A 25,965-nucleotide genomic window follows, 5' to 3' on the forward strand; every position below is an offset into this window, starting at 1 on the left:
TGTTAACAGTTAGCTTTGATATGAGACACACCACCCCTGTGTGTGAACCGGCGGTGTATTTTCTTTGGAACTTCCTGCATTGTGACGCCATTTTCATGATGATGCCAGGTATTCACGTCATAATTCGCCATGCCTTTGCTTGCCTGAGCATCCGCTTTGCCAAAGTCCCCCCCCGGAGACTTACTGTGGTCGCCCTTCAAATCCGGAACGTCCACGCTCTGTCTTTCGTAAGGGGTAAAGTCCGGGTAACCGTCAGGGTATCGGACGACGTTCCCTTCCCAGTCCTGATAAACCCACGCTCTGCCGTCTGTTTCCTGCCAGACCGTGCCACCTTTATCCAGCCATTTAGACATATCTGGTGAGTTCAGCGGTTTTCCGGTAAGACCCAGGGGGTCAATCCAGCCCTGCGGATTCGGGGCATATTGATAAAGGTTCCATCCTCCCTTCAGCCCTATCGGATCCTGTACAGTAAACCGGCCGGTCTGTGGGTCGTAGTAGCGGAACAGGTTGTAGTGAAGGCCTGTTTCCCTGTCAGAGTACTGACCCGCGTAGCGCAGTGGCTGGTGTGGAAGCGTTGCGCTTTTCACCTGACGCAAAAACCCTTCCGTCTGGTAATTAACCTCACCGAAGCTGCCGTAATGTCCACTCCAACGTAAATCCCCGCGTTCGTCAGTCACCTCCAGTGGAGCACCGTTAATGTCGGTGCTGAACCAGTATATCTGGCCATAACCCTCGTACTGATGGTGGTCTACACGGGCCAGCGGACTCCAGGTTTCAACCGGATCGTAAATGTAGGTGCTGCACTGGCCGCTTTCGTCAATCTCCTGAAGCAGACGGTATCCCTGCCACAGGAAACGGAGAGTCGTTGTTCCGTGGCTGGTCGTAACCGTTTTGCGGGTTCGCCTGCCCAGCGCATCATAGTGATAGTTCGCCTCAAAGCGGCCTTCGGGCCCCAGTCCCCGCGCAGATATCAGACGGTTTTCTGCATCATAAACGTAATGCTGCTCATAAAGACCTGAGCGGCGGCTGACCAGGTTGCCCCAGTAATCGTATTTCATGAACAGATTCTGCCAGTGCTCCAGGCGGTTGCTGGTCACCGGCAGGGCGCTTTCATCTTCCGTGAGATTGTCTGCGGCGTCGTAGCTGAAGTGTGTACTGCTGTGCCCCTGACGCGACTCGTAGTGCTTCTGCAGACGGCCCTCGGCATCATGGCCGTAGTGAACCTCGCCTCTCAGCGTGTCGCTGACCCCGGCCAGGTCGCCACGGGCGGTATAACGGTACTGTCGCGCCAGGATTGAATGCTCAGGCAGGGCGATGTCCGTTATCTGTTCGCTGCGCTGCAGCGTGCGCCTGCCAAGGCTGTCGTACTGCCGGAACTGTTCACGGTTTCCCTGCGTCCGCGCCGTTTCACGGTGCAGCCGGTCGCGGGTAAACTCCGAAACCAGTTGCTGGCCGAAACGGACGGCACTCACATGGCCAGAGCCGTAGTGCAGCCAGGACAGGCGCTGATCGCCGGGAAGCGTCAGTGCCGTCAGATTATTCAGGTCATCCCATTCGAAGCCGATCGTACCGTTAACGCCTGATTCACTCAGTACGCGTCCGGCAGCATTGTGCGTGAACGCAATTTCATCCCTTTCAATGCCCAGCGCGGTACCTTCTTCGGTAGGAATGCGCATTACGCGGCTGAGCTGGCCATTCACGTCACGTAAATAACGGTACTCCGCATGACGGTGAACGCGCCCGGTCAGCAGGCCGCTGGTGTCATAGCTGTAACTCTGCAGTCGCCGCGCGATGCCTCCGTCTGCAGCCGGTCTTCCGTTTTCCTCGACCGCGGCAAGAAATCCCCGCGCATCCCACTCCATCCGGAAGACGGTCTCGTCAGGCCGTGTTTCAGTAAGCGGGCGCCCCACGGCGTCGTAGCTGAACCGGTATTCCCCACCGTTGCCGTTATCCAGTCTCAGCAGGTCACCACGGGGGCTCCATTGCCAGCGGCGGGTACGGCCGATCCTGTCAGTCTGGCTGACCGGAAGACCCAGCGCGTTGTACTGCCAGCGCGTCTCACTTTCAAGCGGGTCCCGCCAGGCTGACAGCTGCCCGTGTTCGTTCCAGCGCAGCGCCTCCTGAGTGCCGTCGGGGTGGATGACCGCAGTCAGCTGGCCGCACGCGTTCCATTCACGGCGCGTGATGTGGCCTTCTGCATCTTCACTGCTGATGAGCTGCCCGAAACGGTCATAGCTGAAGCGGGTGATGCTTCCGGAGCAGTCCGTCCGCTCTGTCAGAAGCCCCTGGCGGTTCCATTTCAGAAGGACCACGCCGCCGGCTGCATCGGTAATGGCCGAGGGAAGCGTTTCTTCATCGTCCGGATACGCATACGTCGTGGTGCTTCCGGCGACATCCGTTTCGGATAACAGCCGGTTTTTCAGGTCATAAGTGCCCTGAGACGACGTCTGATCCGGATAGACAACGCGGGCTATTCTGTCTGTCAGGCGATACCAGTGGTATCCGGTCCGCCGGCCGGCCGGATCGGTCTGCTCTTCAAGCCGGCCATATCTGTCCCATTTACTGCGGCGGATAGCGCCTCCGGGTAGTATGACGTCACAGAGCTCGCCATCACGGTAAACGAAAGCCGTCTGGCGCCCGTCATAGTCCGTAAAGGATGCAACGTTATCATCGTCATCAATCAGCCAGCAGGCTTCTGCGCCGTCGTCCCGGACCGCTCGGCGCCTGCCGTTTTCAAAATCGTACTCCAGTGTCAGCTGCTCGCCACCGCTGTGGCGAAACGCCACCACCCTCGGCAGGCCGTCAATTTCCCGCCAGCGATACTCACTGAGAAGGCCGTTGCGGTCTTCATGGGCAATCATGAGACCGTCCTGCCAGCGGAAGCGGCGGCGCACGTTGCCGCCCCGCCCTGTTACCGCGCTTAACTGACTTTCTTCGTCGTAAGCGTAACTGACCAGGCAGATCTCATCATCCAGCCAGGCACCGGCCAGACGGCTGCCGTCATAGCGGCAGACAATACGCTGCCCCGCGCAGTCGGTCAGGGAATGAAGCGTATGGTTATCGTTCCATTCAAAAAGAATATCGTTGCCACAGGGTTCACTTATCCGCTCTAACAGCGACGGTTCGTTTTCGTTCAGCGCGGCGTAGCACCAGCGTTCACCGCTGAGGCCGTACACTGACCAGGTGTCATCGTCGTGGTGTTCCAGCCAGCGTTTTTCTTCCCCGCAGAACGTCCGGAAGCCTTTCGGTATCAGGGGAAAGGAAACACAGTCTCCGGTGGGCGCGCGCCAGACCAGCCCGTCTTCATAACGCTGAAGACTGGACTCCCAGAACAGACTCCAGCCGCGACCCAGTACACTGTCTGAGGGATTACCGCTGCGCCAGTAGCGCTGCCAGCGAACGGATAAACGGGACGGCAGTGTAAAGTCGAGCTCGTCCTCACCATTCAGGAATTTCTGCCCACTGATGATGTCTACCGGCCGGGCGATAATTCCGGCCGCTTCGGTAACAACAAGTGCCTGTTCTGCCCGGCAAAGCGCCTTCTCAAACTTCAGAATACGCGGGAGCTTGCTGAAAAGTTTTGCGAGGGCCCCGGCTTTGCCGGCAATGCCGCCTGCGCCACCCACGAACCCGGCGAAAAACAGGGTGAGGTCAGAGGCTTTATACAGCCATTCCGGCACTTCAGGCTGGATCGGGAGTGTCTGTTCCGCTTCTCCACCGATAATCACGTTATCCGAGCCCGTCATGACACTGGCATCACAGGTGGTGTGGTCGCCGGTTCGCGCTGCAGGCAGGCCGTTGATATAGACACGGGATGAGCCCTCAGCCATTTGCTGTGAGCCGTCGTCAGAACACATCACCATGCTGTCTGTAGCCAGGGCGGCAGGTCTGCCATTGATAAAGACGTTGGCAGAGCCGGTCGTGATGGTGCCCTTCTTAGTCATGCTGGCCGCACCGTCTACAGCAAACTTATCGCGGGCGGCGGTGGCAAGTTCCCCGGTAAGGTATCCGACAGCGAGGCTGGCGCCAATCAGCAGGACCCCCACGCCAAGGGTCGCGGCGCCCAGACCTGCAATAAAAAGGGCACCGGCTGCAATCCCCCCTGCAGCAGCAATCAGCCCGCCGACAATGGTTCCGGCAATCATGCCGGCCAGAGCGCCTGAGTGGCCAATGTCATCACCGACGCGGGCAGCCTCAAACATAACAATGTTCCTTATCGTTAATTATGAAAACGGAAACTCCTGAGCAGTTCGCTGAAGAGGCTGTTATCGCTGTCCTTCAGCTCTTCTGACGAGGACATCGTGAAGACCAGTATGTGGGAATCCCGGGTATTGAAGACGGCCTGCTGCTGCCAGACAGACTTACCCTCCCGCCTGTAACTGGCGTTCACCTGTTCTCCCTGCAAAAGGTCCTCTCCGAGCATCACGGTGCTGCGCCCGCTCTGATTCCACCCTGAGAGGTGTTTTTGCATCAATGCGATCTGGCGGTCGACGTAAGCAGGAAGGGTTTCACCGGTGTCCATGGTGTCTCGCGAAATATTAAAGGCGGGCGTGCCGGATGACGGACGCGTGTATACATTGACGGTACGGTCCTGATATCCGTCAGGCAGGCTGATAACGCCTTCGGCAAACAGGCTGAGCGAAGATTTTTCTGACATTAAGAGGGTCCCACCACATTTCAGAAGCGGAAAGTTTCTCACATGACACAGTCAGTGACTACCGCATCAACTCTTAAAGGTAGCAGACCCCTTATTGCGAATGTTCAATGCACTGTCCTGTATCCTGCCTGCGGGAGCATACCGGACTGACCTGCTCCCCATACATTAACATATCTCAATATGATCATTGTCGGCCTTTGTCACAAGGCGGACAGTCGGCGCTCAGGTCCGCTTTGAGCGAAAAGCAGACGTTGCCCGCCGTTAGCCAGCGGGCAACATAATAACCAGCTATTTACGCAACAGGCGCAGGCCGTTTGCCACAACAAGCAGACTTGCACCCACATCGGCAAATACAGCCATCCACATGGTTCCCATGCCGGCAATGGTCAGGGCCAGAAATATTGCTTTGATGCCAATTGCCATAACGATGTTCTGTACCAGAATGCTGTAAGTCTGTTTTGAAAGCCGGACAAAGGCAGGGATTTTACGTAAGTCATCGTCCATCAGGGCAACATCAGCGGTTTCGATGGCGGTATCGGTGCCCATCGCGCCCATGGCAAAGCCGATATCGGCGCGAGCCAGCGCCGGCGCATCATTGATGCCGTCGCCTACCATGCCAGTGGTACCCTGAGCCGTAAGTGTTTCAATGGCGCGCAGTTTGTCCTCAGGCAACTGGTTACCCCGGGCTTCATCGATACCGACCTGAACGGCAATGGCCTGCGCTGTACTCGAATTGTCTCCGGTCAGCATGAGTGTCCGGACGTCCAGACCGTGCAGCTGGCTCACCGCTTCGCGACTGCTTTCTTTGACTGTATCTGCCACTGCAAACAGCCCGAGTACCTGATGACTGTCACAGAGCAGGATGACCGTTTTACCAGCGGACTCCAGTTCCCTGAGCGTCGCCCTGACAGTCTCCGGGCAGCTGCTCGTTTCTTCAGCCAGTCTCAGATTCCCGAGGCTGTAGGTTCTGTCATTGATGACACCCCGCACCCCGCGGCCCGGCAGAGCTTCAAAGCGCTCAACGTCATAACGCTGCGAACCCTCTAATGCTGCCGTCACGGCCTGCGAAACCGGATGATCGGAGTAACCCGCCAGACTCGCAGCCAGTCTGCGGCCTTCATCTTCGGCAACCCAGGTATAGATAATCACATCCGTTTGTACAGGTTTACCGTGCGTCAGCGTGCCAGTTTTGTCGAGCGCCAGCCATTTCAGTTTTCTGCCCTCTTCAAGATAAATGCCACCTTTAATCAGGATCCCCCGGCGGGCTGCCGCCGTCAGGCCGCTGACGATAGTTACTGGCGTGGAAATGACGAGCGCGCAGGGGCAGGCGATAACCAGCATGACAAGCGCCTTATAAACCCACTCGTGCCAGCTTTCACCTGCCATCAGTGGCGGGAGGATGGCAACCGCAACCGCGATTGCAAACACCACGGGGGTATAAACCTGTGCAAAGCGGTCAACAAAGCGTTGCGAAGAGGCTTTTGCCCCCTGGGCCTCCTCCACGGCATGAATGATGCGTGCGAGTGTAGTATTTCCGGCAGCAGCCGTTACCCGGTATTCAAAACCACCGGAGCCGTTAACCGTCCCGGCGAAAACCGGATCGCCTTCTCCTTTTTCGATCGGCAGGCTTTCGCCGGTAATGGGTGCCTGGTTGATGCTGGTCCTGCCTCGGACAACCCTGCCGTCAAGGGCGATACGCTCACCCGGTTTTACCCGGACCACGCTGTCAAGGGGTACAGATCTGGCATCTGCCACTGTCCAGGAACCGTCCGGCTGCTGAATCGTGGCTGTTTCAGGCGTCAGCGTCATCAGGGAGCCAATAGCATTGCGGGCGCGGTCAAGAGACTTCGCCTCAATCAGTTCCGCGATCGTGAACAGCACCATTACCATGGCGGCTTCCGGCCACTGCCCGAGCGCCAGCGCCCCGGTTACAGCAATGCTCATCAGGGCGTTAATATTCAGATTGCCGTTACGCAGCGCGATCCAGCCCTTTTTGTAGGTAGACAGGCCGCAGGCACCAACAGCGGCCAGGGCCAGAACTGCTTCCAGCCATTCCGGCATGCCTGTCCAGTGCATAGCTTCGGCGGCCGCTGCCGCAACGCCGGCCAGTGCCAGCGGCCACCAAGGATTTTTCTTTTCCTCAGTAGCCGCGTGCCGCCCGCTGCTGTCAGAGAGCTCAGGTTCAAAGCCCAGCGAACGAATGGCGGCCAGAACCGGCTCCAGCGTACCCGGTGCATGAACGACCGTCAGAACGCGCTGCATAAGGTTAAAATCCAGCTCCTTAACGGCCGACATACCGTCCAGCTTTTTACGGATCATGCCCTCTTCTACCGGGCAGTCCATCTGCCTGATGCGGATGCTGGTACGCACTCCGTCAGCGGTCAACTGCTGTGCCTGCAGCTCACCGGAAGTGACAGCCGCAGGTGCGCAGCAGGAACCGCAGGCGCTTTCCGCTTTGCTGCCTGAACAACTGATGCCGGCAGGCCGGGTGACTTTATCAGCCAGTTCCGGGTCAAAACCCAGAGAGCGCACCGCCTGTAGTACCGGCTCCAGTGCCTGCGGCGAGTGGGTCACGGTAAGTACCCTCTGCATCAGATTGAATTCAAGCTCACTGACGTCAGACAGTTTTGTGAGTTTTTTACGAAGCAACGTCTCTTCCGTCGGGCAGTCCATCTGCACGATGCGCAGACGTGTCTGAACGCTATCGCTCCCGTCGCGTTCTGCCACTGGCCCGGAAGGCTGACTCAGACTCTCCGATGAACAGCAGCTTCCGGCACTACAACAGTCCGGTGAGGCATCAGCCATTTTTTGCGAAGTTTTTCCGGAGGCGTCTGCCGTGGCAGCAGAGGTATAGCTGACGGATGTCCGCTCTCCGGACGCGGCAGAACCGCACTTGTTATTACTACAGCAGTCACTCATGTTTTTATCTCGTTCATAGCATATACTGGCATTAAAGACCCTGAAGTAACTACAGGGTCAAGTGTACAAGGAAAAAGTTATGAAAATTGGCGAACTGGCCCGGCAGGCAGGCTGTCCGGTAGAGACGGTGCGTTATTATGAGCGTGAGGGGCTGCTGCAGGCAGCATTACGTGACCAGGCAAATAACTACCGTCACTATGACAGTGCCCATCTGGAAAGACTGATGTTTATCCGCCGCTGTCGGGCGCTGGATATGACCCATGAAGAAATCCGGGTGCTGCTGCAGGCACGCAGTCAGCCTGATGCAGATTGCGGTATGGTTAACGACCTTATAAACGAGCACCTTCTTCATGTACAGGCCCGTATTCGTGAACTTAATATGCTGGAAACGCAGTTGTGCGAGCTGCAGAGTCATTGTAACGCCAACCGTGCAACGCGCGACTGTGGCATTTTGCGCGAACTGGAGCAGGCAGATGAGTCGGATGATGTCCTTCCCGTTATTTCTTCTGGCCATCTTGCCGGCAGCCATCCGCATTAATTTTTTAAGAGCAGGCTCTGTAACGAGCCGTTTTAATTAAAAGATAACGTCCGCTTCTGGCACAGAGCGGACATGCTGACTGAGCTGGAGGTCCGCTATGAGCGAGGAGCGGACCTTGATCGATTACAACTTATTTATCGACGTACTCTATATCTGACCTGCAAGATAAAAAACCACCAAAAATATATGTTTTACCGAATGTATAGTTGCTCGCTACCCCCTACTTAGCGATACTGCTCACTGTTTGTTAAACAGGAGTTGTAATGCTTCAGCTTAATCCTCTACAGCTTTTCAAAACGCTTTCTGACGAAACACGGCTCAGTCTGGTGCTGTTGCTGCGGGAAAAGGGAGAACTTTGCGTCTGCGAACTCACAACTACTCTCAGAGAATCTCAGCCAAAAATTTCCCGTCATCTTGCGTTACTCCGGGACGCCGGTCTGCTTATCGACAGGCGTGATGGCAAGTGGATTCATTACCGACTGTCACCTCATATGCCCGTCTGGGCGGCAGCTGTAATTGAACAGGCTTATCTGTGCCAGCGGGATGACATCCTGCAGCTCAGCCAGCAGGCTGAGCGGGACAATGTAACCACCAACGGCAAGCCAATCTGCATTTAAATTTTTTAACTATTCATATGTGTTTTCCCATATGTATATTTTTAAGTTCTCTGCGCCAGGCCTGACAGGTGCAGTATTAAAGGAGAGTATATGTTTCTGGCGGGTGCGATTTTTGTTCTGACGCTGGTACTGGTTATCTGGCAGCCGAAAGGACTGAGTATTGGCTGGAGTGCCGTTATCGGGGGCGCTCTGGCGCTAATGACCGGCGTGGTGCATATCGGTGATATTCCTGCCGTATGGCAGATTGTCTGGAATGCGACGGCCACGTTTATTGCGGTCATCATCATCAGCCTGCTGTTAGATGAGTCCGGCTTTTTTGAGTGGGCAGCACTCCATGTTTCCCGCTGGGGAGGCGGCAGAGGAAGACTGCTGTTCACCTATATTATTCTGCTGGGCGCGGCAGTGGCATCGCTGTTCGCCAATGACGGCGCGGCGCTTATCCTGACGCCAATCGTTATTGCCATGCTCCTGGCGCTGGGCTTCAGTCCGGCTGCCACGCTGGCATTTGTAATGGCAGCGGGCTTTATCGCTGACACTTCCAGCCTGCCGCTAATCGTGTCGAACCTGGTCAACATCGTCACGGCGGACTTCTTTAAGCTGGGCTTCAGTGAGTATGCTTCCGTCATGGTGCCGGTGAATATTGCTTCCGTGGTGGCTACGCTGGTGATGCTGCATCTGTTTTTCCGCAAAGAGATCCCGGCAACCTATGACCTGGCGAAGCTGAAAGCGCCAGCGGAAGCTATACGCGACATGCGCACCTTTCGGGCCGGATGGTTTGTTTTACTTCTGCTGCTGGTCGGATTTTTCGGCCTTGAGCCCCTTGGAGTACCGGTCAGCCTGGTAGCAGCGGTAGGGGCGTTTGTTCTCTGGCTGGTTGCCCAAAAAGGACAGGTTATCGACACCCGCAAAGTGCTGAAAGGCGCGCCCTGGCAGATAGTCATTTTCTCGCTGGGCATGTACCTCGTGGTATATGGCCTGCGTAACGCCGGCCTGACGGATTACCTCTCTGCTGCTTTGAACCGTTTTGCTGAGCACGGCGTCTGGGGTGCCACACTTGGCACCGGCTTCCTGACTGCGGCACTCTCTTCCGTAATGAACAACATGCCTACCGTGCTGGTTGGCGCGCTTTCGATTGACGGCAGCACGGCTCAGGGTGTGGTGAAAGAGGCAATGGTATACGCCAACATCATCGGCTGCGATCTCGGCCCGAAAATCACACCCATCGGCAGCCTGGCGACACTGCTGTGGCTGCACGTGCTGGCTCAGAAAAACATCACCATCAGCTGGGGCTACTACTTCCGCGTGGGCATTGTGATGACCCTGCCGGTACTTTTTGTGACGCTGGCGGCGCTGGCCCTGCGCCTGTCTTTTCAACCTTAACCCCGGGGCTGCGTCTGTGCAGCTCCTTAACGGAGTACCGTTTATGACTGATATCACTATTTATCACAATCCGGCCTGCGGAACGTCCCGTAATACTCTGGCGCTTATCCGTAACAGTGGCGTGGAGCCAACAGTGATTTTGTATCTGGAGATGCCACCATCCCGCGACGAGCTTAAAAAGCTGATAGCTGATATGGGTATTAGCGCACGCGCCCTGCTGCGCAAAAATACAGAGCCGTATGAGCAGCTGGGGCTGGCAGAAGACCGGTTCAACGATGATGAACTGCTGAATGCGATGCTGGCTCACCCTATCCTCATAAACCGCCCCGTGGTTGTGACGCCGCTCGGCACAAGACTCTGTCGTCCGTCTGAAGCGGTTCTGGACATTCTGCCTGACCCGCAGCAGGGAGCATTTACGAAAGAGGACGGCGAAAAAGTCATTGATGAACACGGAAACCGGATGAGCCACTGATTTTTTCAGTGTGCTGCCGGCAGGAAGGGAGACGCAAAAACAGAAGCCGGCAGATGCCGGCTTTTTTCATATACTGCGCTGATTAACCCGCTCAGAGAGCTGCGCGGTACTTTCTTTCCTTTCGCTGTAGCGATCGGTCAGGTAGTCACTGCGCCCGCGCGTCAACAGAGTGAACTTCATCAGCTCCTCCATTACGTCCACGATGCGATCGTAGTAAGGCGAAGGCTTCATGCGACCATCTTCATCAAATTCAGCCCAGGCTTTTGCCACGGATGACTGATTCGGGATAGTAATCATACGCATCCAGCGCCCCAGAATGCGCATCTGATTAACTGCGTTGAAAGACTGCGAGCCGCCGCTGACCTGCATGACAGCCAGGGTTTTTCCCTGCGACGGGCGAACCGCACCTGACGTCAGCGGTATCCAGTCAATCTGCGCCTTCATGATGCCGGTCATAGCGCCGTGACGCTCCGGGGAGCACCATACCATGCCTTCCGACCAGAGAACCAGTTCGCGCAGTTCCACAACTTTGGGATGCGTTTCAGGGGCATCATCAGGCAGCGGCAGACCGGACGGATTAAAAATTTTGACCTCTGCACCCATTGCCGTCAGCAGCCGGGCGGCTTCTTCCGTCGTCAGCCGGCTATAAGATCGTTCCCGCAGCGAGCCGTAGAGCATCAGAATGCGGGGCGGGTGCGCCACTTCTGCAGCCCTCAGCTTATCTTCCGTCAGCGGCACGTCCAGGAGTGAAGTATCAACATTTTTCAGGGTATCGTTCATGTTATTCACAATGAGGTCTCTTTGTGAGTCGTCGCGGGTGACAGGCTGCAGCTACTGCCTGCGCAGCATTCCTCTGTAAGAAAGGCCATCAGTTGTTCAAGCTGCGTATAGCAAGGTCTGCAAAACAAGGTACGGCTCTGCCGTTCCTGGCTGATCAGGCCCGCGGACATCAGCGCCGAAATATGATGACTGAGCGTGGAGGGCGGAATACCGAGGCGCTTCTGCAGAACACCGACTGGCAGGCCGTCATGACCCGCTCTCACCAGCTCCCGGTATACGCTAAGACGGGTCGGGTGCCCCAGCTCCCGAAGCGCATTTGCTGCTGTTTTTAAATCCATACGCCCTCCTTGAACTATATTTCCAGAATAATAGAAATATAATCAGCGTCAAATATTTTTCCCCGGAATGGATGGCTCGCCCTTATCCCGGTTCGGTCCAGCAGAGGAAGGATGACGACGCCAGATCACTATGGAAATCGCCGTGATGAACAGGGTAAGGATGGCAGATAAAAGCAGCGTGCCGGGTGTGCCGTATTGCTCCAGCAGTATTGCGTAAACTGACGGCGCGAGCGCCGCGAGCAAAAAAGCGGGTGACAGCAGTAAGCCTGTTTTACGGGCATACTGCTGCGGATCAAACAGCACAAGAGGCAGGACGGCCTTAATGATCGTACTCAGTCCGTTTACAGCCCCGTAACTCAGAATAAAGATGGCTGTAGCCACCGGGGTAACATTCCCTGCAAGGCCAACCAAAAAGCATAATGGCAGAATAATGCCGGTAAACAGGCTCAGACGGATCGCTGAAGTACGTGCACCGGAAGCCACGTCCAGCAGTCTGGCGCTCACCTGTCCCACCCCCCACAACATACCCGCTACGGCGGGCATACCATAAGCGGCCAGTATCTGAGGAAAATGAGCGGACACGCCGGTGGAAACAAAGCTTATCAGCGCTATCAACGTGGCGTACCACAGGCCGCTGATAAAGGCTTTCCGGTCTTCTGCTGGTCCGATCGCCTGAAGAGCGGGCTGCCCGGCAACGGGAGGTTGACGCCGATAACCTGCCGGAACGGTGGTCAAAAAAAGCAGGCTGACAATGCCTGCACAGCCGTAAACGATAATGGCATGCCGCCAGTCGGTAAAGTGCAGTAGCGCAGCGCCAGCAGGCCAGAACGCGACTGACGCGAGACCACCCAGCAGTGTGACCAGGGTGATTGCCCGGCGGGCCTCTGCGCCTGCAATTTCTACAAGCAGCGCAAATGCGGCATCATACAGGGCAAGTCGCATGCCAGCTCCCATCAGGAGCCAGACGGCAACCCACGATGTGGTTGAATGGGTAAAAGCCATCAGAAAACAACCGAGGACTATGACGAAGGTTCCCACCATCATCACCGTACGCCCGCCGGTACGTGCTATAAGGGGGCCGGTAAGTGGCGAGACAAGCCCCATAACAAGCATGGCAATAGTCAGCCCGGAGAATGTCACAACTGGTGACCGGCCTGTCTCCGACATGATGGCGGTCCCGAAGACCCCCGGCATATAGAATGTGATACCCCAGTTGATTAGCTGCGTCATGCCAATGCAGAAAATGGTGCGGCCTGTCAGATACCCGTCAGTCAACCCGTGCTCTCCGGAAATGTGGCGTCGCCCTGCCCGAGCGTACGCTGCAGGATGACCGTATCAAGCCAGCGTCCGTGCTTGAAGCCCACAGATCTGAGCGTTCCTGTAATGCTGAAGCCTGCCGCGCGATGCAGGGCAAGAGAGGCGCTATTTTCGCTGTTTCCAACTACGGCCACGAGCTGGCGAAAGCTACGGTCCTCTGCCCATGTGACCGCACTCAATAACAACTTTTTTCCGATCCCCTGGCCCTGAAAATTGGGGGCAATATATACAGAATTCTCCAGGGTGAATCTGTAGGCACACCGTTCCCGGTAGAGTGACAGGTAGCAGTATCCGCGGACATTGCCGTCCTCAACAGCCACAAACCAGGGCAGTCCTGCTGCACGCACCTTTTTCAGGCGGGCTGTCATTTCAGCCGGATCCGGCGGTTCAGTTTCAAAAGTGGCGGTGCCATGCAATACGTGATAAGCATAAATCTGCTGGATGGCAGGAATATGTCGTTCATCTGCTTCGGTTATTTCCATCGGTACGGCTCCTTCTGCGGTCATAAGCAGAGACTAACCGGAATGAACAATTTCAGACAGGCAGCAGGACTTATCAGCGGCATAAGGAAAATTTTGGCATGACAAACCTGAACCTCGATCACCTGGCTACTTTCAGACTGGTCGTCAGCCGGGGCAGTTTCTCCGGGGCGGCTGAAGCACTTGGTCTGTCGCAGCCGGCAGTGAGCCTGCATATAAGACAACTGGAGCAGGCGCTTCAGGTCCGGCTTATTGAGCGAACCAGCCGGGGAGTAAGGCCCACGCCAGCCGGGCTGACTCTCGTTGAGCACAGCATGAAAATTGATGCAGTGGTAAGTACAGCAGTTGAATCGGTGTGCCAGCATTCTGATGAGATAACCGGCACTGTTACTGTTGGCACAGGCGCAACGGCCTGTATTCATTTACTTCCCCCCTTACTACAGCAACTGCGGCAGGCCCATCCCCTGCTGAAGGTGGACGTACGCACAGGTAACACTTCCGATATAGTGCGGGGCGTGGAGGAAAATCGTATAGATATTGGCCTGGTGACTCTGCCAGCTGCAGGTAAAAACCTGAGCATCATCCCGCTGGGTACGGATGAGTTTGTTGTCATCATGGAAAAGGATGCATCAGATCCGAGTGCGAAAATATGGAATCCGGGCGCTTTGTTGCCGCTGCCGCTGATTATCTTTGAACCGGGAAGCGGGACACGCGCCCTGATTGACCAGTGGTTCCGGGAGACGGGACATATTGCCTGCCCGGTCATGGAGCTTGGCAGTATCGAAGCTATTAAAAGAATGGTCCGTGCCGGTCTTGGCTACAGCATTGTTCCCAGAATGTCCGTTGCATGCATTGAGGAAAGATCGGGGCTCGATCTTTACTCTGTGACGCCCTCTCTTCACCGGACTCTCGGGACAGTCATGCGGGAAGACCGGATTGTAAGCAGAGGTATCAATGAAGTGCTGAAAAACCTAAACAGCAGTTTTGCAAAAAACGAAATCAGATAAATATTCTTCGATATCTAAACCGGACAGGTCTACTCTCTCCGGCGAAGTATCACTACAGCTTTTACCAGCTACCAACGTCCGCTTCTGGCACAGAGCGGACTTGCTGACTGAACTGAAGGTCCGCTATGAGCGAGGAGCGGACATTCAGCCTTTATTAATACCAAGTCTGAAAACTGACTGGTGATGTGGCACACCCCTTCAAACGGAGTTCAGGCGCTAAAAGTCATTCACTTATTAATCTTCGATAGTTGCGTGATCCACGTCGAAAAAACATCTTCTAAATCCACCTTGTGGTACACATCGTTTATCCGCTCACGATAATCAAATCCGCTCTTTTACCCGCTTCAACCGTTCCTCTGTCATTTAGACTCAGCGTATCTGCTGCGAACGTGTAGCAAGATAAAGTGCTTGTAACGCGTCAGGCCCGCACGGACCAGTTAAGCCAGCTCGTGATGCTCTACAAAGCCCGGAATACGCATGGGGTTAGCGCCTGAGTCTGTTCCGGATCCCAGACGAAGTCCGCTTTTATAAACAGTGAAAGTATTTTTCATATTCGTTTCAAAGCCTGCTTTCAATGTTTTGTAAGCCGGGCTCGACAATTGCTTCTGCGCCCATGCTTGGCTGCTGAAAAGTTTACGCTGCTCCGGGTTAAGGGCCCGACTGACTTCAGGCGTTTTAAGCAGTTCAGGCTGTTCGGCGAAAAGATAAAAAGACTCATCCCCCCAAGCGTTGGAATATAAACCGTCCCGTGTTCCTTCATCAGTTTCAGAAACTCATCGTCAACGCCAAGAGACATCACGGTCGTCACACCGTATTTCTGGTAAGTCATGAGCTGGTTAATAATTTTTTTCGCGGGTATACGCATCCGGTGAAGGCGTAACTCCCTGATACTGTGCCAGGTGGGCGTGGTCGGAAATCAATCCGGGTAGGGCGGATTTCCCCGTGTAGTTTTTCACATCGGCATCTTTAGGAATGGCCATAGAGGCCACGTGCCCGACCTCACTGATTTTTTTGCCCTCTAACGACGATACGCATGTGTTCCTGCGGAGGCTTTCCCGAACCGTCGATAAGGTGGACTTCGTCCAGCACATAAGACTGCGCGGCCCAGCCATTAACGGCAAATAACGCTAACAGGCATCCAGAGAGGTATTTCTTTTTCATAAGGGTTCCTTTTTTTAAAAACCTTATGAGTCTGGATGAATTTGTCAGGGTTCACCCGCCAGAAACGTGCAAACCCTGCCCCGTATCGCTCAGTTATTCGTGCAGTGTCAGTGCACCGTAGTCATCAAACAGTTTCACGATAACGTCAGTGGTTTTCTGAATATGCTCCTGCATGAGCTGTTTTACCTGTCCGGTGTTTCTGTCGAGTGCGGCCTCCATCAGTGCTTTGTGTTCCGCATTCAGGTCTCTCTCTCCGCGCGTCAGATTGACGGAAAGTATGCGGTAGCGTTCGTTCTGAATAAAAAGCATGCGTTGCATACGAAGCAGCCAGGTGTTCGGACAGGCGGACGTCAGGGCATCGTGAAACCGGTTATGACGCCGGTTCCACTCCGGCGTTCCGGGGTGTTCATCCTTCCCGTTACCGTAGCGTGCCAGGAGATGAAACGCCGAAAGAATTTCCCCCTCCCAGTTTACATCCCCGTTAGCCAGGGATTCACTGAGGCATTCGCACTCAATCAGCTTCCGGGTGGCAGTCAGGTCAAGCAAATCAGCAAGAGAGACAGGCGTAACGCGAAATCCTTTCTGCGGTTCAGCGATTACGAGGTTTTCTGACGTCAGGCGGGACAGCGCTTCACGAATGGCACCAACGTTGGTGTCCAGCGTTTCGGCAAGCTCTTTAGTGTTCACACGAGTGCCCGGGACGAGCTGGCAGGAAAGCAGAGCATCGCGCAGACGGGAGTATGTCGTCTGGGTGAGGCTTTCTCTGGAAGCGAGGCTTTCATTCATAGAGATAACAGTGCCCTTTGATTAAAATCAATTACCATGTATAAAATAGATTTTTATACAATAAAATCTATTTTACAGCGGTGAATCATCTTTAGGAGCATATTATGACGGCTCAGCTTCATGAGGTCTCTACTTCAGATAACTTTTTATGGAACGGCGTGGTGACAACGGAATGCGGGCGGCTGTTTGCGAGCATGCCTGGCTGGACCGGACCCACGCCAGGCGTGGTGGAAATACTGAAAGACGGCAGCTGGAAACCTTTTCCTGGCAATGAGTGGAACAACTGGAGCGGCCAGGACGATTCTCTGAAACACTTCGTCGACGTGAACAGCATTTTCAACGACGGGCGTGGAAGCCTGTGGGTTCTTGATGCCGCAGCGCCTGATTTCAGCGATGCTATTGAAGGCGCGGAGCTGGATATCACCACTGGTGAAACCCGAAGAACGCTGGCATTCAGGCCTGAAGATGCACATGCAGGTACCCGGCTCGCACATATCCGCTTCTGGAAGCATTACGCCATCATGGCCGAGTCGCGGGAAGGGTCATTTTATGTCATTGACCTGCGCGATAATTCATACCGAAGAATTCTGGCGGGTCACCCGCTGATGCGCTGTCACGCCGAAGATGTGCCTGTTATTGAAGGACGAAAAGTGACGCTTCAGAACGGACAGCCCATGTATATCCATAACGACCTGCTGGAAATTCATCAGAACAACCAGACGCTGCTCTTCATGTGTCTGTTTGGTGCCCGCATTTTCCAGGTCGATCTGAACCTCATCACCGATTTCGCCCGGAGTGAAGACGAAATCGCTGCCGGGGTTTCAGTTTATAAAGAGATCGGTACCTGGATTGCAGGCATGTGCCGCGACAAAGCCGGAAATATCTACCTGAGTGATGCGGAAAACAACGGCATTTCTGTCATGAATCCCGCCGGAGAGAGCACCCCCCCTCATCCGGGATGCGCGTATTGTCTGGCCCATCGCCCTTTCCGTCGGCCCGGACAGCCGCGTTTATTTTCCGTCCACTCAGCTTAACCGCATCCCTATGTTCTCGGGTGGAGAGGACAAGGTACAACTCCCCTGGGCTGTTTACAGCTATCCCGTCTGATTACGCTTTGAGGTATGTATGAAAATTTGTCGTTATGGTGACGCCGGCTTTGAAAAACCCGGTGTGATGGACAGTAACAATCAGCTACGTGACCTGTCCGGTATTGTCGGCGATGTGACCCCTCTGACGCTCCCGGTCATCCTCGAATCGCTCCAAAGTGAGGAAGATATTTTACGCCTTCCGGTCGTCCCGGGCAGCCCACGGCTGGGGCCCCCGCTCAGCACCGTTTCAAAATTTGTGGCCATCGGCCTGAACTACCGCGACCATGCCCTTGAAGCCAGTCTACCCATACCTGATGAGCCGGTTGTGTTTTTCAAGGCACCAAGCTGCATCAATGGCCCTGACGATGACATCATCATTCCCCCGCATTCAACCAAACTCGACTGGGAAGCCGAGCTGGGAATCGTTATGGCCCGAAAGGCAAAGCAGGTCAGTAAGGAGGATGCGCTGGAGCACGTAGCAGGCTACTGCATTGTGAACGATGTATCTGACCGCGGCTTTCAGTTTCAGTCGTCACAGTGGGATAAGGCCAAAAGTTGCGACACATTTGGCCCGATGGGACCTTATATCGTCACGCGGGATGAAGTGAGCGATCCGCAGAATCTTGCTATCTGGCTTGAGGTTAACGGTGAAAGACGACAGGACAGCCACACCTCGCAGATGATTTTCAGCGTTGCAGAGATAGTCTCTTATGTAAGCCACTACATGACGCTTATGCCCGGGGATGTTATTGCCACAGGCACGCCAGACGGCGTCGGTCTTGGTATGAAACCCGAACCGGTCTGGCTCAGGGAGGGCGACACCATTCGTATTCATGTGGAAAAACTGGGCTATCAGAATCAGATCCTGAAACGTTGACCCAGCAATCTTGACAGACGATGAGACCGGCATGATGTTGGTTTCTTTACGGGAGGCAGGATGGCAGAAAGGAATATCTCATTCAGGGCCGGTATCGGCAGCACCGCGCACGTTCTTCAGGTTCAGCCGCTGCTTGCGCGAAATATTATTATTGATGAACCCACTGTCATACTGGTTCGTCAGGGAAGTAAATGCATTCGCACGGGGGAGAAGGAGCTGGTCATTAACCCCGGAGAGGCGGTCATTGTGGGTGAAGGAGAGTCATTCGATATCACCAACATACCGGCAAAAGGCGGCAATTATGAGGCTGACTGGCTCAGTTTTAACACCAGTCTTGTCAAAAATTATACCCGTACTAACTGCAATGCTGCTCCAGTCACCGGCGTGCATAAATTAGAAGGTGCCAGCGAAAGTTTCCGCCGCGCTTTTTATCATACCCGGGAGGTGTTTACGGATCCGGCAGATATTCCTGAAGCGATTGCCGTGGTGCGCATGCGGGAAATGCTCAGTTGGCTGGATGAATACGGCCTCTGCTTCGGTTATTTTCAGCGGGCCGGAATCGGGAACAAAATCAGAAAAATCATTTCTGCAGATGTCTCACATGGATGGAATATTAATGAAGTATCCTGTCAGCTCGGCATGTCAGAAGCGACGCTCAGACGCAGGCTTACGGCAGAAAAGACCTCTTTTTCACAGCTTATTGCTGATGTACGCATGTGCCGTGCGCTGACATTACTTCAGGTCACTGACCTGTCAGTCACGCAAATAGCCTATGAAGTGGGTTACGTCAGCCCGTCAAAATTTTCAGCGCGCTTCCGTAACCGTTTTGGATTTTGTCCGGGTCAGGTCCGGACGTTGAAAAATGCTGAGCAGCTAATTCCTGCCTGACCCGTGTCGTATGCTACCTGCCCTGGATGATACGAATATTTGCTTCTCCCAGCGCATTGGCTTTGGTCATGAAACCGACCATTGCCGGGGTTGAATCAGCCGTAATATTCGGCAGTTTATCAACCTTTAGCGCAGTCAGCGTGACTACATAACGATGCGTCTGGCCTTTTGGAGGGCATGGCCCACCGTATCCTGGCACGCCAAAATCAGTGCGCGTCTGAACGGCGCCTTTTGGAAGACCGCTGTTATCTTTAGCGACGTCCGCCGGGAGTGATGTTGCATCAGCAGGAATATTTACTACCTGCCAGTGAACCCAGCCCATACCTGTTGGTGCGTCACGGTCGTAGATCTGTAGCGCGAAACTTTTTGTTCCGGCTGGTGCGCCTGACCATATAAAGGAAGGTGATTTATTTTCGCCGGCACAGCCGAATCCGTAAGGCTCACTGAGCAGCTGAGAATTACTGAAACGACCTGCACCTAGTTCTTTACTGGTAAGAGTGAAACCAGCAGCCAGGGCTGACTGGCTGAGCATAGCCAGGCACAGTGTACCGGCCACCGGAAGTGGAAATTTTGACATTGGGCATCTCCAGAAGGTTTGTTGCCCCTGATTTTAGTCACTGCAGGACAAGGTTTCGCTCCTGAAACAGTCAAAGACTGTCCCAGTACGCTCATTTGAAATGATTCTGTGACGACCTGCTTAGCGCCTCTTCCATAAACCAATAACATGCCTAAGAAGTCCGCTACGAGCTAGAAGCGGAAGTACGCAGTAGCTCTAAGCACTGCTGAAGGCATTATTGACATTGATATGGGTTAATTAACGGGGACCAGGTCATCATTCGAGCATAATCACTTCCGCCATAGGATTTTTCTCATTACACTGAAGGCTTACCACCAACTGGTGATGATTGTCAGAAATAGCAAAATCTTTGGAATGTCACTAATAAAATTGCTGAGAAAATGCTGGAGCCAGATTCCCCCGCAGTAGTCGGGTGCGCCGGTAAAAGCACTCACCAAGGTTATCCTCAATGAATATTATGTATTACTCCATCGCAGGGGCTATCGCTTTTGTGGGCATTTTAGCCGCCCTACTTGTTACCGCGAAGAAATTGAAAACAGCAAGGGCGGATTCTACCGATAAGGCAGCACAGCTGGCGCGTTATGCAGTCATTATTGATGCTGAAGATGAAGCGGCGCGCATCGTGACTCAAGCAAAGACGGAAGCAGCCACCACAATTTCAGTAAGCGAAACAGACGCGAAGTTTATTACTGACTTAGCCAATGCGGTCTTAGAAGATGCCCGCACGGCTGCCGAAAAACTGAGTAATGAGACTCAGCAAACCGTTGCCCTGCAGCTCGCAAAAAAAGTCGAAATTGAAGAACAGATCCAAACCCTGCGCGCTTCTTACGCCAGTAAGAAAATCACGTATGACGAGCTGGAGTCTGCGCTTTCTATCTACAAAGAAGATATGGATTTTGCTGAAATGGGCTTCTACGCGCCGCATTTCGATTTCGATACGTCGGAATTGTTCCAGATATCTATCCGTAGCAATCGGCAGCAGCAGAAAGATTTGTTTCGCAACAAAACCACTTTTGGGGCCATTTATTGCACCACAGAATGGACGGTAAGTGGTTCAAAGGCCGAAGGGAATAAAATGACCACGCGAGGCATAAACATGACTGCCCGCGCCTTTAACGGTGAATGTGATGCGGCCATTGCCAACGTCACTTTTAAAAACATCAACACCATGGAATCGCGCATCTACAAAGCTTTTGAAGTATTGAACAAGCTCAATGAAGTAAACCAGATCCACATTAATCATGCCTTATTGGATCTAAAGCTGACCGAACTGCGTTTAACCTATGAATACCGGGCCAAAAAGCAGGAAGAAAAAGAAGAACAACGCGAAATCCGCGTCCAGATGGCCGAGGAACGCAAAGCCCAGGCTGAGATCGACCGTGCTATTCGTGAGGCTGAAGAAGAAGAACGCCGCGCCCAGAAAGCCCTGGATAAAGCTCGGAAAGAAATGAATGAAAAACTGGCGAAAATGACCGCCGCTCAGGCCGAAAAGTATCAGGAGAAGATCGATTCCCTTCAAGAGGCGCTGACCGAAGCCGAGTTGAAAGGACTAAAAGCCCTGAGCATGGCGCAACAGACCAAGCGGGGCCACGTTTACGTTATCTCTAACATCGGCTCTTTTGGTGAGAATGTCTTTAAAATTGGCATGACACGCCGCCTTGACCCTCAAGACCGTGTTGACGAGCTGGGTAGTGCATCGGTGCCGTTCCTATTTGATATCCATGCAATGATCCACAGTGAAGATGCACCGGCAATGGAATATGCCCTGCACCAGCATTTCGCTGAAAATCGCACTAACCTCATCAACAGACGCAAAGAATTCTTTAACGTTAGTCTGGAAGACATTAAAGCAGCCGTATTTGATGTGGCGGGTGATGATGTGGACTTCATTGAGACGGCGACCGCACAGCACTATCATGAGACGGTGGCAATGCGGAAACAAAAGGCTGACGCTCTTGCGATGCCGGTTGAAGTTGAGAAGAAACAGCTACGCTTTGCAGAAGCTATTTAATCCCCGGTACGAAAAAAACTGCCTAAAAGGCAAGTTTTTTCGTTTAGCTAGTAACGGAGAGGAAATGACCTGCTCCCCGTTGATTAACACACCGCGATGTGAGTAATGTCTTCATAAGCCACATGAGGACATCCCCATGAAGAAGCGTTTTTTCCAAGCGGCCCCCAATAAGTCCTTGCGACACCGAATAATGCATCAGTGGATATGCGCTGCTGACGTTGATTAAATATGTCGGGCCTCTGCTGGGTATGCACATACTGGTTGTGCTCCGCAGCCATCACTTTAAATCAGCAGACCAGGCGGCGGCTTTTCTGGGCGTGGTACCTGTGGAGAAGCGTTCCGGCACCTCGGTTCGTGGACGCCCACGCATGTCTAAAATCGGCCTACCTCAGCTGAGAGCAAAGCTTTAAATGTCAGCTCTGTGCGGAAAGATTCATAACAAACGTATGCGTAACATTTACGAGGAAATGTGCCTGCGGGGAAAACCCAAGATGGTGGCCATTGGTGCACTGATGCGAGAACTGGTTCACTGGTGTTATGGCGTACTGAAGACGGGAACTGCTTACAATGACGGAGGCCCCCGTGCTGCGCTGAATACCTGACTCAGGTTGAGTTGGCACTTTACTGACAGAATCGCTCATGAGGGCAACCGGGCAGAGTCCGCTATGAGCGAGAAGCGGACATTGCTAATAGCGTTATGAGTGAATCAACGGGGAGCAGGTCACTCGCAGCGATCAAAGCGCCTGCCAGGTCAGATAGTTTTGCTTCACCTTACACCCCCGAGACAACGTCCTTCGGCGACATATTAATAATACATGTGCGCGAACCGCATTTAGTTCAGCCGACTCATTCAAATCTCAGTAAAAATTCTCAGATGAAAATCCAGCAATGGCTAATGCCGCTGCGAACAGAACTTCATCCCGAGAAAAAATGATTATTTAGCTTAAGTGCTTTATTTAACGTTACTAAAAGTTTATTCCGTAAAGCAGTAAATCAACAATGCGGTATAAAGTTAATGAAGGAATAACCGATAAAAAGGTTAAGGTGCTTTGCAAATGTATCTTTTGCAATTGTCACTAAAACGAACTAATTCACCAGGAATTATAAATGAATAAGATTCTAAACAATATAAGTCTTACCGCCAAATTTGCCATTCTGGGCCTGTTTTCCCTTGTTCTGTTCTCAGTTCCTACCATGCTTTTTGTGTCCGAAGGTAATAAATACATTCAGGATAAGCAACGAGAGGTAACAGGTGTACCCGTAGAAAATAAGATTTTAGCCCTGCTCAATTTGATACAGCGCCATCGTGCAGAAACCGCCCTTGCCATTGCAACCAAAAATCCAGCAACACCGTCCCGCGTTCAGGTCAGAGATGAAATTGAAAACATCACTGATGTTATTACCAAAGATATGGCCAAGACAGAAGGCAGCGCTGCCATAATCAGCAAAATCAATGATGTGCGCACACAGTGGAGCCAGCTACAGCAGAGAATCGATTCTTCACAACTGACTCTGACAGCCAGCCTTGATGCGCATGCCCTCCTCATCCGCAACCTTTTGAACGCGAACCGTGATGTGCTGGATTTTTACGGCCTTTCACTTGATTCAGATATCAACACGTACCGTTTAATTACGAGTAATTTTTCATCATTGCCTGAGCTAACCGAAAGCCTTGGGAAAATACGTGCATTCGGCACGTCACTTCTTGCCCGAAATGAAACCATAAGTGAAGCAGACTCTGTCCGTATGGAGTCTTTAATCAGTAATGGTTCGTATAACCTGAATTTATTTGCTCAGGATTCTGAAAAACTATTTTTATCTGATAACACACTTAAGCAAAAATTTAGCGCAAATGCAGATGCAGCCGTTGAGGAGGCAAAAAGTGCTCTCAAAACCGCTGAAGCGATTTTCATTAACCGGAGCATGACGAATCAGAACCCGAAGGACTATGCAGCGCTCTTTACGCACGCTATTAACAAATTCAGCGACTACGCCATTGCCGGAGGTAATGAACTGAATGAAATGCTGAATGGGCAGATTAAGGAACACCGGTATGCACAATATGCACTACTGACCGTTCTTGTTTTTATCGTCCTGTTGGCAGTAATTTTCGCTCTGGTTATCATTCGCTCCGTTACCAGACCTGTCAATGTAGCATCAAAGCTGGCGCTTGAAGTCGCAGGTGGTGACCTTACGTCAACATTTACGGTGACAGGACGTAATGAAACTGCCGGGCTGCTCAAGGCATTACTGCAAATGAGTCAAAGACTTACACTTACGGTTGAAAACATCAAAAGCAACGCTGCCACTATCGCTACCTCATCTGAAGAAATTGCTCGCGGAAATGGTGATCTTTCTGCGCGAACTGAACAACAGGCAGCCTCTCTGGCTGAGACTGCGGCCAGTATGGAGCAGTTATCGTCAATTATCGGCAATAATGCAGATAACACGCGCCATGCTGCTGAAATGGCCAACTCCGCTACCAGTGCGGCCTTAAGAGGCGGTGAGGCGATGGAGTCAGTACTGGATTCAATGGAAAAAATAAGCAACAGTGCGGGGCAGATTAAAGAAATCATCTCCGTTATTGACGGGATAGCGTTTCAGACGAATATTCTTGCTTTAAATGCAGCCGTTGAAGCTGCCCGGGCAGGTGAGCACGGCAAGGGCTTTGCTGTTGTTGCATCTGAAGTCAGGGCACTGGCACAGCGATCGGCTGGAGCGGCGAAGGAGATCAAAGGACTGATTGAGCAGTCAGTTGAGCATGCCGAACAGGGAATTTCGATGGCCCGGGATGCCGGTGAAAAAGTTAAGCAAAGCGTGGAAGCTATTGAGCAAACATCTCAATTAGTCAGAGAGATTGCATCTTCTTCTGAAGAACAAAGTGCGGGCATATCTCAGATAAATATTGCGGTGACACAGATGGATCAGGTTACGCAGCAGAATGCCGTACTGGTTGAAGAGTCTGCATCATCTGCTGATGAACTTGCAAGCCGGGCCGCAAGCCTGAGGGATGCTGTCAGCGTATTCCGCACAAACGCTGTATAATTGGTTCAAATACTTTGGTTGTGTGCCATTTAATGCGGCAACATTTTTACAAAACTGCGTCTGTATTTGCATTTGATAAGCCATCTTCAGGGATGGCTTATCTCATTTAAAACCATGATAAAGCTATACTTTTGCACTTAAAGGCCCGGTGGACTAATTAAACGCCTGTTGAAATATTTGGCATTACCCCCCAATTGCCCATATGAGCTACGCTCATAACATCCGTTATGCAACCTGCAACGCGTTCCTCTTTAAAGTTGTTTCTATTGCAGATGGCCTTCATAATTCCTCTCGTGCCGGACGGCGCGTTACACCTTCCCCCTGGGGCGCTGTTCTGCACCCGCGCCATCCGGCCATTCAGTCAAATCTCTTACTACGCAGTTTCATAAATCAGACTTCAAATTTGAAAATGGCGATATGCAGAAAATCATTAGATGCGGGGTTAGCTGCATAGAGGCGCTGACCTGCTCCCGGTAAACTAACATTCCATGATGCAAGCAACGTCCGCTTTTGGCACAAAGCGGACGTTTTAATATGAATTACCCCTGGAGTGAGAGCCGTATCCAAAATGCCGCTTCAGCGGCATAAAGGCGCCAGATGACGTAAAAGATGGCGCAGAAGCTGAACGGCGCCGTACGCCCGGCGTAGCCGGTTTTAGGCGTGTAAATCGTGCCCTACTCCACCTTTCCCTGAACAGCTCTGCGGACTTTCAGCAATCAAGAAGTTTAGGTAACCCCTTTCAACCCCGGTGAGCGGGCTTCACGGCGCCTGCGACGTGAAGGGCGTGATTTCCGGGGCCTTGGCGTCGGCAGCCTGCTGCTGACGCTTAGGGGGGTGTTCACTGTAAGCAGAAGCAACTCTACTTACAACGACACCGAATCATTAGTTACAACACCCATTAATCAGCCACTCCTGTTCCGGCCCGTTGGGCCGGGGCGGGGGCGGCTTTTCATGGGGGAGAGGGGCGATGGGTTATCAGGTACAGCTCCCTGCCCTTATTACAGTCAATGAATGTATGATGTAACTAA

General features: G+C 53.1%; 21 protein-coding genes and 1 pseudogene. 11 read left to right on the forward strand and 11 right to left on the reverse strand.

Annotated elements, in window-relative coordinates:
* Positions 1–2 precede the first annotated feature (2 nt).
* The 3 genes from QNH99_RS22655 to QNH99_RS22665 all read right to left on the reverse strand — a co-directional run bounded on the left by QNH99_RS22655 (position 3) and on the right by QNH99_RS22665 (position 7,462).
* Entirely contained in the window at positions 3–4,202 is a 4,200-nt protein-coding gene (locus QNH99_RS22655; RefSeq protein ID WP_410517852.1) for an RHS repeat-associated core domain-containing protein, read from the reverse strand.
* A gap of 17 nt (positions 4,203–4,219) precedes the next feature.
* A complete protein-coding gene (locus QNH99_RS22660) occupies positions 4,220–4,657 on the reverse strand; it encodes a DcrB-related protein (protein ID WP_410517853.1) in 438 nt (145 codons plus the stop codon).
* A gap of 288 nt (positions 4,658–4,945) precedes the next feature.
* A complete protein-coding gene (locus QNH99_RS22665; protein WP_235213027.1) occupies positions 4,946–7,462 on the reverse strand; it encodes a heavy metal translocating P-type ATPase in 2,517 nt (838 codons plus the stop codon).
* A gap of 193 nt (positions 7,463–7,655) precedes the next feature.
* Here QNH99_RS22665 and cadR point away from each other — a divergent pair, with 193 nt between their 5' ends.
* The 4 genes from cadR (at position 7,656) to arsC (ending at position 10,583) form a co-directional block, all read left to right on the forward strand.
* Positions 7,656–8,114: a Cd(II)/Pb(II)-responsive transcriptional regulator gene (cadR, locus tag QNH99_RS22670; protein WP_033755771.1), complete on the forward strand. Its 459-nt coding sequence runs from the start codon at positions 7,656–7,658 to the stop codon at positions 8,112–8,114.
* Positions 8,115–8,377: 263 nt separating this feature from the next.
* The gene (locus tag QNH99_RS22675; protein ID WP_028722306.1) at positions 8,378–8,731 is read left to right on the forward strand and encodes a metalloregulator ArsR/SmtB family transcription factor; all 354 of its coding nucleotides are present in this window, start codon (positions 8,378–8,380) and stop codon (positions 8,729–8,731) included.
* A 90-nt stretch (positions 8,732–8,821) separates the two neighbouring features.
* Positions 8,822–10,111 carry an arsenic transporter gene (locus tag QNH99_RS22680; protein ID WP_019106253.1) on the forward strand — a complete coding sequence of 430 codons (1,290 nt, stop codon included), beginning with the start codon at positions 8,822–8,824 and terminating at the stop codon, positions 10,109–10,111.
* A gap of 43 nt (positions 10,112–10,154) precedes the next feature.
* Positions 10,155–10,583, forward strand: a complete 429-nt coding sequence (gene arsC, locus QNH99_RS22685) for a glutaredoxin-dependent arsenate reductase (protein WP_028722307.1) — start codon at positions 10,155–10,157, stop codon at positions 10,581–10,583.
* Between the two features lie 66 nt (positions 10,584–10,649).
* On the opposite strand, the gene arsH is transcribed toward arsC, so the two are convergent.
* Genes arsH through QNH99_RS22705 form a run of 4 tightly spaced genes read right to left on the reverse strand, consistent with a single transcriptional unit; the run spans position 10,650 to position 13,500 of the window.
* Positions 10,650–11,363, reverse strand: a complete 714-nt coding sequence (arsH, locus tag QNH99_RS22690) for an arsenical resistance protein ArsH (RefSeq protein ID WP_028722789.1) — start codon at positions 11,361–11,363, stop codon at positions 10,650–10,652.
* 5 nt (positions 11,364–11,368) lie between these two features.
* Complete coding sequence (locus QNH99_RS22695) at positions 11,369–11,701, reverse strand: ArsR/SmtB family transcription factor (RefSeq protein WP_028722790.1); 333 nt, start codon at positions 11,699–11,701, stop codon at positions 11,369–11,371.
* Between the two features lie 48 nt (positions 11,702–11,749).
* Positions 11,750–12,931 (reverse strand): MFS transporter, encoded by a 1,182-nt coding sequence (locus QNH99_RS22700; RefSeq protein ID WP_282476122.1) that lies wholly within the window; start codon positions 12,929–12,931, stop codon positions 11,750–11,752.
* A gap of 41 nt (positions 12,932–12,972) precedes the next feature.
* Positions 12,973–13,500, reverse strand: a complete 528-nt coding sequence (locus tag QNH99_RS22705) for a GNAT family N-acetyltransferase (RefSeq protein WP_014606056.1) — start codon at positions 13,498–13,500, stop codon at positions 12,973–12,975.
* Between the two features lie 98 nt (positions 13,501–13,598).
* Between QNH99_RS22705 and QNH99_RS22710 the strand changes: the two genes are divergently transcribed.
* Positions 13,599–14,504, forward strand: coding sequence for a LysR family transcriptional regulator (locus QNH99_RS22710; protein ID WP_410517854.1), 906 nt, complete (start codon positions 13,599–13,601; stop codon positions 14,502–14,504).
* Positions 14,505–15,340: 836 nt separating this feature from the next.
* Here QNH99_RS22710 and QNH99_RS22715 read toward each other — a convergent pair.
* From QNH99_RS22715 to QNH99_RS22725, 3 genes are all read right to left on the reverse strand, one after another.
* Positions 15,341–15,484, reverse strand: a complete 144-nt coding sequence (locus tag QNH99_RS22715; protein WP_157179224.1) for a hypothetical protein — start codon at positions 15,482–15,484, stop codon at positions 15,341–15,343.
* A gap of 19 nt (positions 15,485–15,503) precedes the next feature.
* Positions 15,504–15,665, reverse strand: coding sequence for a hypothetical protein (locus QNH99_RS22720; protein WP_019105492.1), 162 nt, complete (start codon positions 15,663–15,665; stop codon positions 15,504–15,506).
* A gap of 93 nt (positions 15,666–15,758) precedes the next feature.
* Positions 15,759–16,451: a GntR family transcriptional regulator gene (locus QNH99_RS22725; RefSeq protein WP_019105491.1), complete on the reverse strand. Its 693-nt coding sequence runs from the start codon at positions 16,449–16,451 to the stop codon at positions 15,759–15,761.
* Between the two features lie 104 nt (positions 16,452–16,555).
* On the opposite strand from QNH99_RS22725, the gene QNH99_RS22730 reads away from it, so the two are divergent.
* From QNH99_RS22730 to QNH99_RS22740, 3 genes are all read left to right on the forward strand, one after another.
* Positions 16,556–17,485, forward strand: coding sequence for an L-dopachrome tautomerase-related protein (locus QNH99_RS22730; protein ID WP_110268828.1), 930 nt, complete (start codon positions 16,556–16,558; stop codon positions 17,483–17,485).
* A 91-nt stretch (positions 17,486–17,576) separates the two neighbouring features.
* Positions 17,577–18,416, forward strand: coding sequence for a fumarylacetoacetate hydrolase family protein (locus QNH99_RS22735; RefSeq protein WP_019105490.1), 840 nt, complete (start codon positions 17,577–17,579; stop codon positions 18,414–18,416).
* Between the two features lie 60 nt (positions 18,417–18,476).
* On the forward strand, positions 18,477–19,304 hold the full coding sequence (locus QNH99_RS22740; protein ID WP_110268827.1) for a helix-turn-helix transcriptional regulator: 828 nt from the start codon (positions 18,477–18,479) through the stop codon (positions 19,302–19,304).
* 13 nt (positions 19,305–19,317) lie between these two features.
* Here the strand turns inward: QNH99_RS22740 and QNH99_RS22745 are convergent, their stop codons facing one another.
* Entirely contained in the window at positions 19,318–19,881 is a 564-nt protein-coding gene (locus tag QNH99_RS22745; protein ID WP_019105488.1) for a YbhB/YbcL family Raf kinase inhibitor-like protein, read from the reverse strand.
* A gap of 448 nt (positions 19,882–20,329) precedes the next feature.
* On the opposite strand from QNH99_RS22745, the gene QNH99_RS22750 reads away from it, so the two are divergent.
* The 3 genes and pseudogenes from QNH99_RS22750 (at position 20,330) to QNH99_RS22760 (ending at position 24,937) form a co-directional block, all read left to right on the forward strand.
* Positions 20,330–21,892 carry a DUF4041 domain-containing protein gene (locus QNH99_RS22750; RefSeq protein ID WP_019105487.1) on the forward strand — a complete coding sequence of 521 codons (1,563 nt, stop codon included), beginning with the start codon at positions 20,330–20,332 and terminating at the stop codon, positions 21,890–21,892.
* Positions 21,893–22,095: 203 nt separating this feature from the next.
* Positions 22,096–22,494, forward strand: a pseudogene (locus QNH99_RS22755) (transposase); the annotation flags it as partial.
* 505 nt (positions 22,495–22,999) lie between these two features.
* Positions 23,000–24,937 (forward strand): methyl-accepting chemotaxis protein, encoded by a 1,938-nt coding sequence (locus QNH99_RS22760; protein WP_014606782.1) that lies wholly within the window; start codon positions 23,000–23,002, stop codon positions 24,935–24,937.
* Positions 24,938–25,965: the final 1,028 nt, after the last annotated feature.

It is taken from the genome of Pantoea allii (assembly GCF_046529425.1).
Classification (GTDB): domain Bacteria; phylum Pseudomonadota; class Gammaproteobacteria; order Enterobacterales; family Enterobacteriaceae; genus Pantoea; species Pantoea allii.

What these genes read in the sequence shown, in the direction of transcription:
- QNH99_RS22675 (WP_028722306.1), top strand. Translation starts at nt 8,378, where the DNA reads ATGCTTCAGCTTAATCCTCTACAGCTTTTCAAAACGCTTTCTGACGAA.
- arsH (WP_028722789.1), bottom strand. Translation starts at nt 11,363, where the DNA reads ATGAACGATACCCTGAAAAATGTTGATACTTCACTCCTGGACGTGCCG.
- QNH99_RS22680 (WP_019106253.1), top strand. Translation starts at nt 8,822, where the DNA reads ATGTTTCTGGCGGGTGCGATTTTTGTTCTGACGCTGGTACTGGTTATC.
- arsC (WP_028722307.1), top strand. Translation starts at nt 10,155, where the DNA reads ATGACTGATATCACTATTTATCACAATCCGGCCTGCGGAACGTCCCGT.
- QNH99_RS22760 (WP_014606782.1), top strand. Translation starts at nt 23,000, where the DNA reads ATGAATAAGATTCTAAACAATATAAGTCTTACCGCCAAATTTGCCATT.
- QNH99_RS22715 (WP_157179224.1), bottom strand. Translation starts at nt 15,484, where the DNA reads ATGGCCATTCCTAAAGATGCCGATGTGAAAAACTACACGGGGAAATCC.
- QNH99_RS22720 (WP_019105492.1), bottom strand. Translation starts at nt 15,665, where the DNA reads ATGAAAAAGAAATACCTCTCTGGATGCCTGTTAGCGTTATTTGCCGTT.
- QNH99_RS22710 (WP_410517854.1), top strand. Translation starts at nt 13,599, where the DNA reads ATGACAAACCTGAACCTCGATCACCTGGCTACTTTCAGACTGGTCGTC.
- QNH99_RS22655 (WP_410517852.1), bottom strand. Translation starts at nt 4,202, where the DNA reads ATGTTTGAGGCTGCCCGCGTCGGTGATGACATTGGCCACTCAGGCGCT.
- QNH99_RS22700 (WP_282476122.1), bottom strand. Translation starts at nt 12,931, where the DNA reads ATGACGCAGCTAATCAACTGGGGTATCACATTCTATATGCCGGGGGTC.
- QNH99_RS22725 (WP_019105491.1), bottom strand. Translation starts at nt 16,451, where the DNA reads ATGAATGAAAGCCTCGCTTCCAGAGAAAGCCTCACCCAGACGACATAC.
- QNH99_RS22735 (WP_019105490.1), top strand. Translation starts at nt 17,577, where the DNA reads ATGAAAATTTGTCGTTATGGTGACGCCGGCTTTGAAAAACCCGGTGTG.
- QNH99_RS22745 (WP_019105488.1), bottom strand. Translation starts at nt 19,881, where the DNA reads ATGTCAAAATTTCCACTTCCGGTGGCCGGTACACTGTGCCTGGCTATG.
- QNH99_RS22705 (WP_014606056.1), bottom strand. Translation starts at nt 13,500, where the DNA reads ATGGAAATAACCGAAGCAGATGAACGACATATTCCTGCCATCCAGCAG.
- QNH99_RS22660 (WP_410517853.1), bottom strand. Translation starts at nt 4,657, where the DNA reads ATGTCAGAAAAATCTTCGCTCAGCCTGTTTGCCGAAGGCGTTATCAGC.
- QNH99_RS22730 (WP_110268828.1), top strand. Translation starts at nt 16,556, where the DNA reads ATGACGGCTCAGCTTCATGAGGTCTCTACTTCAGATAACTTTTTATGG.
- QNH99_RS22695 (WP_028722790.1), bottom strand. Translation starts at nt 11,701, where the DNA reads ATGGATTTAAAAACAGCAGCAAATGCGCTTCGGGAGCTGGGGCACCCG.
- QNH99_RS22665 (WP_235213027.1), bottom strand. Translation starts at nt 7,462, where the DNA reads ATGGCTGATGCCTCACCGGACTGTTGTAGTGCCGGAAGCTGCTGTTCA.
- QNH99_RS22750 (WP_019105487.1), top strand. Translation starts at nt 20,330, where the DNA reads ATGAATATTATGTATTACTCCATCGCAGGGGCTATCGCTTTTGTGGGC.
- cadR (WP_033755771.1), top strand. Translation starts at nt 7,656, where the DNA reads ATGAAAATTGGCGAACTGGCCCGGCAGGCAGGCTGTCCGGTAGAGACG.
- QNH99_RS22740 (WP_110268827.1), top strand. Translation starts at nt 18,477, where the DNA reads ATGGCAGAAAGGAATATCTCATTCAGGGCCGGTATCGGCAGCACCGCG.